The organism is Nesterenkonia marinintestina, assembly GCF_025420485.1.
In the GTDB taxonomy this organism is placed as follows: Bacteria; Actinomycetota; Actinomycetes; order Actinomycetales; family Micrococcaceae; genus Nesterenkonia; species Nesterenkonia marinintestina.
The window spans coordinates 1-8066 of record NZ_JAOEFD010000023.1 but is presented as its reverse complement, the minus strand read 5'-3'; the positions used below and the strand labels follow the sequence as shown (position 1 = coordinate 8066).

Sequence of the window (8066 nt, the reverse complement as noted above, 5' to 3'; positions counted from 1 at the left end):
CCCCCCCCGGGGGGGCCCCCCGCCGCTCCCCGCACCCAGGTCACCGGACGCGCTCTGCTGGTGGTCGCCGCGCTGATCGCCGCGGGCACGGCCGGCTTCGAGCTCGCCCGGCTGGGCGGCTCCGCCGACGCGACCCTGATCTCCGACGCCTGGCGGGCCTGCGGGCTGGTCGTCTTCGCCGGGCTGTTCGCCCTGGTGGCGTGGCGCCCCACCTCCTATCCGGGGGTGCTGGAGCTGAGCATCCTGCACAAGGCGGCGGTCACCATGATCGCCGTGAACAACACGCAGGCCGCCGACGCCTGGGGCGTGGCGGTGGTCGACGGCCTCATCGCTCTGGCGCTGATCGCCGGGTACCTGCTGCTGGGCTGCTACCGGGCCTGGAAGCCGACCCGGGAGCCCGCCGGAGAATCCCGTCGGGGATCCTCCTCTGCTCCGCACACCGGACCGTCCCGCGGCACCGCCCCGGGCGAGGGTGCGGGCGACGGGCACGGGGGCGGGCACGGAGACGGGGCGAAGCGCGCTCAGACTCCCAAGCGCTGACGCAGGGCGCGGACGTGACGGCGTGAGACCTCCACCCGGCTGCGCGCGCGATCGTTCATCACCAGCACCAGGGTGCCCCCGGCGGTGTGCCGCAGCTCCCTGACGTAGCGCAGATTCACCAGGTGGGACCTGTGCGCCCGGAAGAAGTGTCCGGCCAGACGTCGTTCGAGCTCGTTGAGTGAGAAGGACACCAGCACGGACTCCTCGGCCAGTCGGATCTGCGAGTAGCCGCGCTCGGCGGAGGCGAAGACGATGGAGTCCCCGGGCAGCAGCACGGTGCGCCCGTCGCGCTGGACCGGGATGCGCACCAGCCGGTCTCGTCCCGAACTCGGGCGCTCCTCCGTCGCGGCCTCCCGGGAGGCTTCCGCGGGTGACTCGGCGCTCCCGCCGGTCTCGGCGGCTCCGAGGGCGCGCAGCACGGCTCGTCGGAGCCTGTCGGCGTCGAAGGGTTTGACCAGATAGTCGGCGGCGGCGAGGTCGAAGGCCTCGACCGCGTGCTCGGGGTAGGCCGTGGTGAAGATGACCTTCGGGCGGTGGGGGCGTTCGGCCAGGCGGGCGGCGATCTCGAGCCCGCTGAGTCCGGGCATGGAGATGTCGAGGAAGACGAGCCCGTAGTCCAGCGAGTCGAGCAGCAGCAGGGCCTCTTCGCCGTCGGTGGCCTCCCCGACGACCCGCACCGGTCCCTGCCCGGGGACCTCGCCCATCTCCCGGAGCAGGTGCCTCAGCTCCTCCCGTGCAGGCGCTTCGTCGTCGACGATCAGGGCACGGGTCTGCATGCTCAGAAGTATAGTTCGGGCGCCGGGGCCCGGTCCCCATTCGTCAGCTCAGCGGAACACGGAGGTCCACGACCGTCCCCCCGGACGACGGGGTGCTGACGGAGAGGTCATAGCGGTCCCCGTAGAGGAAGTCGAGGCGCTCGATGATGTTGCGCAGTCCGACGCCGGCGTGGGCGGACTCGGGACCACGCTCGTCAGGGGTCGGCTCCCCGACCTCGGCCGGGTCCGCAGTCTCCGCACCATCGGATCCCGCACCATCGGATCCTCCACCATCGACCTCCGCACCGCCGTCCTGCGGTGCGGTCTCCTGGGGGTGTGTGATGCTGCGGGTGAGCTCGCGCAGCACCTGGTCGGGCATGCCGACGCCGTCGTCGCTGACCCGGATCGACACGGTCCGGCCGAGCGGGTCCGCGCGGGCCTTCAGCCGGACCGTGCCGGGGCCGGTCTTCGGCCCCAGCCCATGTTTGACCGCGTTCTCCACCAGCGGCTGGATGGTCAGCACCGGGACACGGGTGGTGAGCACCTGCGGGTCGATGTCGTAGCGGACCTGGAGCCGGTCCTCGAAGCGGGCCTGCTCCAGGGACAGGTAAGTGCGCACGAAGTAGTACTCCTGGGCGAAGTCGGCGAAGTGTCCCTCCTGGCGGACGGTGTAGCGGAAGAACTCGGCCAGCCGGACGAGCAGTTCGCGGGCCTCGTCGGGTCGGCTGCGGGACTTCGAGGCGATCGTGTTGAGCACGTTGAACAGGAAGTGCGGGTTGATCTGGGCCCGCAGGGCATCCAGTCGGGCATGGGCGGCGATCTGCCGTTCGCGGTCCAGCTCGGCCATCTCCAGGTGCAGGGCCAAGATGTGGGCCATGTCCTCCACCGTCCGGACCGGAGGGGTGGCGGTGCCCCGCTGGAAGACTCCCAGGGTGCCGACCACCCGGGACCGGACCACCAGGGGCGCGACGACGGCGGAGGACAGCGGGCACCCCTCGACCCGGCAGCCGACCTGCTCCGGGGTCTTGGCCTCGACGGTGCGACCGCGCTCCGAGGCGCGGACGGTGGCCTCGGTGCGCATCTGGTGGCCGGGGCGGTGGTGGTCGGAGCCGGGGCCGACGAAGGCGAGGATGTCCTCACGGTCGGTGATGGAGACCGAGTCCCCGGAGAGCATGGGCCGCAGGAGCCTCACGGTGCGGGCCGCCGCCTCGGGGGTGAGCCCGGAGCGCAGCGACATGGAGCGTGCGGCGGCGGCCAGGTCCCCGGCGTCGGGTTCGTGGCTGTGCCCGTCGCGACGGGCGGAGCGGGCCAGCCGGGCCTGCCGCTCGCGGCGTCCGCGGAGGAAGGACGGGTAGCCGAGCACGGCCGCGAGGGTGAGGACCACTCCGACCACGAGGGTGGGCAGCGTCTCCAGCGCCGGGGAGACCAGGACCTGGGTGACCACGGCGACGAGCAGCCAGATCCCGGCGACGACGGCGGCCAGTGCGGCGCTTCCGCGCATCTAGCGTCTCCTTCCTCGCAGCTGGGTGCGACGACCCTTCTCCTCCGACCCATCATCGTCGATCTCGCGACGCGAGTCTGCGCGGCTCTCCTGACCGACCCCTCGGGAGGGGGCGGCGGCGATGAGCCGGGCGAGACGTTCGGCCCGGCGGTCGGAGGCGGTGCCGTGCATGGTGACCCAGGCGGCGTCGACGTCGCGCGGCGGCTGTGTGGCCCGGGAGACGAGCACCGCGGCGAGCCCGGCCAGCGGCGCGCAGATCAGGGTGGGGGCGGCGAGCAGGTCACGGAAGGGGGAGGCGGGCATCGTCTCGGCGATCAGCAGCGCGGCGGCGGCCCCTCCCCCGCCGAGGAGCATGCCGACCACCGCCCCGGCGGCGGTGGTGCGGCGCCACCAGATGGCCAGCAGGAGCACCGGGGTCAGGGCGCAGCCGGCCACGGCGAAGGCCCAGGTGACCATGGTGGTGACCAGGGCCGGTGTCGAGGGGCCGAGGTCTCCCGGGCTGAGGACGATCGCGGCGCCGGCGGCCAGGGCGGCGACCATCAGGGTGATCAGGCGTCCGGCCCACACGGCCTGGCGCGGGGTGGCCTGAGGATTGACGTGGCGTTCGTAGACGTCGTGGCCCCAGGTGGCGGCGGCGGCCAGGAGGAGCCCGGCGACGGTGGACATCACGGCGATGAGTGCGGCCGCCGAGATGATGCCCAGACCGAGTTCGCCGCCGTAGATGCGTCCGAGTGCGGGCAGCGCGTGTTCGGGGGTGATGAGCACGCCGTCGACGGTGAGCTCCTCGAGCCAGGGGTGTTCGGCGACGGCGTCGGGGATGACGTGTCGGGCGGCGGTGCCCATCATGACTGCCAGCGCGTAGAAGGCGCCGATGAGGCCCAGCACCCAGACGGTGGTGGTGCGTGCGGCGCGGCCCGACGGGGCGGTGAAGTACCGGTTCATCACGTGCGGCAGTCCGGCGGTGCCCAGCCCGAGGGTGACGACCAGCGCGATCTGCCCCAGCTGGGTGTACTGGGCCCCGGGTTGGCCGAAGACGGCGTCGCGGTCGGGGTCGATCCGGTCGGCCTGGGTGCGCAGCTCCCACCCCTCCGAGGTGTGGGCCGGACTGGTCAGGGGCTCCTTGCTGAGGTCGCGGACGGCGTCGCCGTAGTCGAATCCCCCGGCGACGGCGACCGAGGCGAGCCAGATCAGCGCCAGGAGCACGACGATGAACTGGACCGCCTGATACCAGGTGGCTCCGCGCATGCCGCCGAAGGCGACGACCACCGCGATCACGAGCAGCGAGACCACGACCCCGGTGACGTAGGGGGAGAGTCCGAACAGGCCGTGGCCCACGAGCAGCTGCCAGGTGATGCCGCCGCCGACCGACTGCGGGATGAGGTAGCCCAGGATGATGATCTGCACCATGCCTGCGGCGGTGAGCCGGACTCCTTCGGAGCGGAGGCGTCGGCCGAGGAAGTCGGCCAGGGAGAACTCGCCGAAGCGGCGCAGCGGTGCGGCGATGAGCAGGAGGACGGGGATGAACCCGGCGGCGAACCCGACGGCGTACCAGGCCCCGTCGATGCCGAAGAGGTAGACGGCGGCGGCGACCCCGAGGAAGGAGGCCGCGGAGATGTAGTCGCCGCAGATGGCCCACGAGTTGGTGAGCACTCCGACCCGCCGTCCGGCGAGGTAGAAGTCGACCGTGGAGTCGCCGCGCGGACGGGTGACGAAGGCGATGATGAGGGCGATCACGACGACGAACGTCAGCGTCGCCACCGCCGTGATGTTCACCGGGCGTCCTCGACCGGGCGGCCGACGTCCTCCCCGAACACATCGGCCGGCGGCTCGTCGGCGTCGAAGAACGCGGCGACGGCGGTGTCTCCGGTCCCGCCTCCGAGCATGCGCGACTCCACCGAGGTCGTCAGCGTCGCGGCCAGGATGCCGATGACGGTGAACGCGGCGTACAGCCCGATCGCGACGACCAGGAAGTCCGGGCTGAATCCGAACAGACGCGCTTCGGTCCACCAGTCCAGGGTGTTCGCCAACACCGGGATGCTGGCCACCAGCAGCAGGAACAGCAGGAAGTAGGTGCCCGAGACGCGCCGGACCGTGCGGAAGACGGCGTCGACCTCGGCGGGGGTGTCCCGGATCTCGGAGGAGGCCGGCGGCATCAGCGGTTCGGGCATCTCGGCGGTCACAGCCTCAGTGTAGGCCCGGGCTGCGAAAGGACCGGGCGGAGGGTCAGGTCGTCGGCTTGGCCCGCCACATGCGCACTCCGACGCGGAGCAGGATCACCGCACCGCCGGCGGCCAGCACCAGACCCATGCCGGGCAGCAGAGCGCCCCAGCTGCCGGTGGTCGCCGAGAACTGGATCAGCCGCATCGCCTGCAGGCCGACCACCAGGCCGACCAGCACCCCGGGGATCAGCGAGTGCGCGATCGCCAGCCGACGCTTCGGGATGAAGGCCCCGGCGAAGGCCAGGAAGCCCAGCGCCAGCGTCACCATCCCGGGACCGTCGGTGCCGCGCAGGGTGAAGGTCTCCTCCCCCATCGGGATCATGATCCAGGGGAGGAACGAGCACACGATGAGCATCAGCCCGCCGATGAACATCGATGAGGATCCGGCGTGGAACACGCCCCATCCGGTCCTGCGGCCCTCGGCCAGGCGCCGACCGACCTCGCCGAAGATGCCGCGGTCACGGGCGGCGGGGCGGGTCTGGGCAGATTCCTTGGCCGTGGTGGTCATGCCTCGAGAGTAGAGGTGAGGCCGGTCACATCCAATGCGCTCGCCGACGTCGTCGTCGAACGGTCGGATACGGGCCGCGAACGGCGGCTGCGGCCCCACGGACGGGGCCCAGCCCTGCCGAGACCGTTCGCGGACGAGTTCGCACCGCCCACGGACGACATCGCACCACCAGCGCTCCGCCTACTTGTGAGTCAGCTCACAGCGCAGTTGTCTTGACCCGTGCGCAGGCGTGAGGTCTGCGCCGCGCAGGGCCACCGCCGCGGCGGAGTCCCGCCTCACCCGCACCACAGAGAAGGGAGCCGCCCCGATGTCTGATCGGGCCCCAGAGGGCGAATCTCACGACGCCCCTCCCCCCGCACCCCACGGAGACTGGCGCCGCCGATACTGGCGCAAGAACATCCGACTCGTACTCATCCTCCTGGCCGTCTGGTTCTCCGTCTCGTTCCTGGCGGGGATCGTGTTCATCGAACCGCTGAACGCCGTGGTCATCGGCGGATTCCCGCTGGGCCTCTGGTTCGCCCAGCAGGGATCCATCATCACCTTCGTCGTGCTCATCCTCATCTACGCGCTGTCGATGGACCGGCTCGACAAGGAGTTCGGAGTCTTCGAGACACCCGACAACACCACCGCCGCAGGAGGTGACCACTGATGGACAGCACACAGCTGTGGACCACGGTCTTCATCCTGCTGAGCTTCGGCATCTACATCACCATCGCCTGGCGCTCACGGGTCAAGGAGACCAAGGAGTTCTACGTCGCCTCACAGGGCGTGCCCACACTGGCCAACGGCGCCGCCGTCGCCGCGGACTGGATGTCGGCGGCCTCCTTCATCGGTATGGCCGGACTCATCGCCTTCCTCGGCTCCGACGGCTCGGTCTACCTGATGGGCTGGACCGGAGGCTTCGTGCTGCTGGCCCTGCTGCTGGCCCCCTACCTGCGTAAGTGGGGCAAGTTCACCGTCCCCGAGTTCGTCGGCGAGCGCTACGCCGAGTCGGTGCGTCTGATCGCCGCCGTCGCCGCCATCGTCGTCTCCTTCGTCTACGTGGTCGGCCAGATGAACGGCGGCGGCATCGTCTTCAGCCGGTTCCTGAACGTCGAGATCACCGTCGGCGTCATCATCTCCGCGGCGATCATCTTCTTCTACGCCGTGCTCGGCGGGATGAAGGGCATCACCTACACCCAGGTGGCGCAGTACGTCGTGCTGATCATCGCCTACCTGATCCCCGCGGTCGCGGTGGCGCAGATGACCACGAACATCCCGATCCCGCAGATCTCCTACGGCCGGATCCTCTCGGAGCTGGACGCCCTCAGCGTCGAGTTCGGACTCCACGAGTTCTCCGAGGCGTTCGCCGGACGCGCCGGCGGTCAGATCGACGTGTTCCTGGTGACCGCGTCGCTGATGCTCGGCACCGCCGGCCTGCCGCACGTGATCATCCGGTTCTACACCACCAAGACGGTCCGCGGCGCCCGCTACTCGGCGTTCTGGGCGCTGTTCTTCATCGCTCTGCTGTACCTCACGGCTCCCGCCGTCGGCGCGTTCACCAAACTGAACATGCTGCAGGGCGTCCAGGGCGTGGGCACCGACGAGCTGCCGGACTGGATCGACGCCTGGGGCCAGACCGGTCTGGTCACCGTCGCCGACGGTGTGGACACCATCGGATCGGTCTCCAACGACCCGGCCTCCGGGGCGGACCTGATCGTCAACAACGACATCCTGGTCATGGCCAGCCCGGAGCTCGCCGGACTGCCGGGACCGATCATCGGTCTGATGGCCGCCGGTGCGATGGCCGCCGCGCTCTCCACCGCGGCCGGACTGCTGCTGGTCATCTCCTCCGCCGCCTCCCACGACCTGTACTTCCGGGTCATCAAGAAGGACGGCGCCTCGGAGGCCCAGCAGATGATGGTCGGTCGCATCGCGATGGCCGTGGCGATCATCGTCGCGATCATCGCCGGCATCAACCCGCCGGCGTTCGTGGCCCAGGTGGTGGCGTTCGCCTTCGGACTGGCGGCCTCGACGTTCTTCCCGATCCTGATTCTGGGCATCTTCTGGAAGAGGGCCAACGGGACGGGTGCGGCCGCCGGTATGCTCACCGGCCTCGTGTTCACCGCGACGTACATGATCTACACCCTCGAGGTGTTCGGTCTGGAGGCCAACGAGCACATCTTCGGCGTCAGCCCGGAGGGCATCGGTGCGATCGGTGCGGCGCTGAACTTCACCGTGACGATCGTGGTCTCGCTGCTCACGGCCCCGCCGTCGCAGCACGTCCAGGAGATGGTCGAGGAGATCCGCTACCCGGCGGTCCCCTCGGGTCAGCGGGTGGACACCCACTGATTCGGACCGGGGTGCGGCGGGTCTGAGGGGAGTCGCCGCACCCCACCCGCCCCTCCCGGACCCTTGCGTCTACCCCGAATGCCCGTGTCCCCCGTCGATCGACGGGGGACACGGGCATTCGGGGTAGACGTGTGAGGCAGGGCGCTCGGGAGGAGAGACGGACGTGTGAGGGAGGGGGGGTTCCCGTGCAGTCAGCTACCTATTGCGTCGGG

8 protein-coding genes are annotated in these 8066 nt (G+C 70.6%); 3 read left to right on the top strand and 5 right to left on the bottom strand.

All coding sequences use genetic code 11. The annotated features are described in order from the left end of the window. A partial coding sequence (locus tag N7E59_RS11685) for a hypothetical protein (protein ID WP_261625116.1) occupies positions 1 to 540 on the top strand: 540 nt, incomplete at its 5' end. On the opposite strand, the gene N7E59_RS11680 is transcribed toward N7E59_RS11685, so the two are convergent. Genes N7E59_RS11680 through N7E59_RS11660 form a run of 5 tightly spaced genes read right to left on the bottom strand, consistent with a single transcriptional unit; the run spans position 522 to position 5523 of the window. Then, a complete protein-coding gene (locus N7E59_RS11680) occupies positions 522 to 1316 on the bottom strand; it encodes a LytR/AlgR family response regulator transcription factor (protein ID WP_261625115.1) in 795 nt (264 codons plus the stop codon). The two genes, N7E59_RS11685 and N7E59_RS11680, sit on opposite strands and share 19 nt — an antisense overlap. 43 nt (positions 1317 to 1359) lie before the next feature. Further along, a complete protein-coding gene (locus N7E59_RS11675; protein WP_261625114.1) occupies positions 1360 to 2796 on the bottom strand; it encodes a sensor histidine kinase in 1437 nt (478 codons plus the stop codon). Further along, the gene (locus tag N7E59_RS11670; RefSeq protein WP_261625113.1) at positions 2797 to 4569 is read right to left on the bottom strand and encodes a sodium/solute symporter; all 1773 of its coding nucleotides are present in this window, start codon (positions 4567 to 4569) and stop codon (positions 2797 to 2799) included. It abuts the gene before it with no gap. After that, a complete protein-coding gene (locus N7E59_RS11665; protein ID WP_261625112.1) occupies positions 4566 to 4976 on the bottom strand; it encodes a hypothetical protein in 411 nt (136 codons plus the stop codon). The genes N7E59_RS11670 and N7E59_RS11665 overlap by 4 nt, the downstream gene beginning before the upstream one ends. Before the next feature lie 43 nt (positions 4977 to 5019). Beyond that, complete coding sequence (locus N7E59_RS11660; RefSeq protein WP_261625111.1) at positions 5020 to 5523, bottom strand: hypothetical protein; 504 nt, start codon at positions 5521 to 5523, stop codon at positions 5020 to 5022. A gap of 307 nt (positions 5524 to 5830) precedes the next feature. Between N7E59_RS11660 and N7E59_RS11655 the strand changes: the two genes are divergently transcribed. Next, positions 5831 to 6172, top strand: a complete 342-nt coding sequence (locus tag N7E59_RS11655) for a DUF4212 domain-containing protein (RefSeq protein WP_261625110.1) — start codon at positions 5831 to 5833, stop codon at positions 6170 to 6172. Then, on the top strand, positions 6172 to 7854 hold the full coding sequence (locus N7E59_RS11650; RefSeq protein ID WP_261625109.1) for a sodium:solute symporter family protein: 1683 nt from the start codon (positions 6172 to 6174) through the stop codon (positions 7852 to 7854). The genes N7E59_RS11655 and N7E59_RS11650 overlap by 1 nt, the downstream gene beginning before the upstream one ends. Positions 7855 to 8066: the final 212 nt, after the last annotated feature.

Coding starts and splice junctions, on each gene's coding strand:
- N7E59_RS11680 (WP_261625115.1), bottom strand. CDS start 1,316: ATGCAGACCCGTGCCCTGATCGTCGACGACGAAGCGCCTGCACGGGAG.
- N7E59_RS11675 (WP_261625114.1), bottom strand. CDS start 2,796: ATGCGCGGAAGCGCCGCACTGGCCGCCGTCGTCGCCGGGATCTGGCTG.
- N7E59_RS11660 (WP_261625111.1), bottom strand. CDS start 5,523: ATGACCACCACGGCCAAGGAATCTGCCCAGACCCGCCCCGCCGCCCGT.
- N7E59_RS11655 (WP_261625110.1), top strand. CDS start 5,831: ATGTCTGATCGGGCCCCAGAGGGCGAATCTCACGACGCCCCTCCCCCC.
- N7E59_RS11650 (WP_261625109.1), top strand. CDS start 6,172: ATGGACAGCACACAGCTGTGGACCACGGTCTTCATCCTGCTGAGCTTC.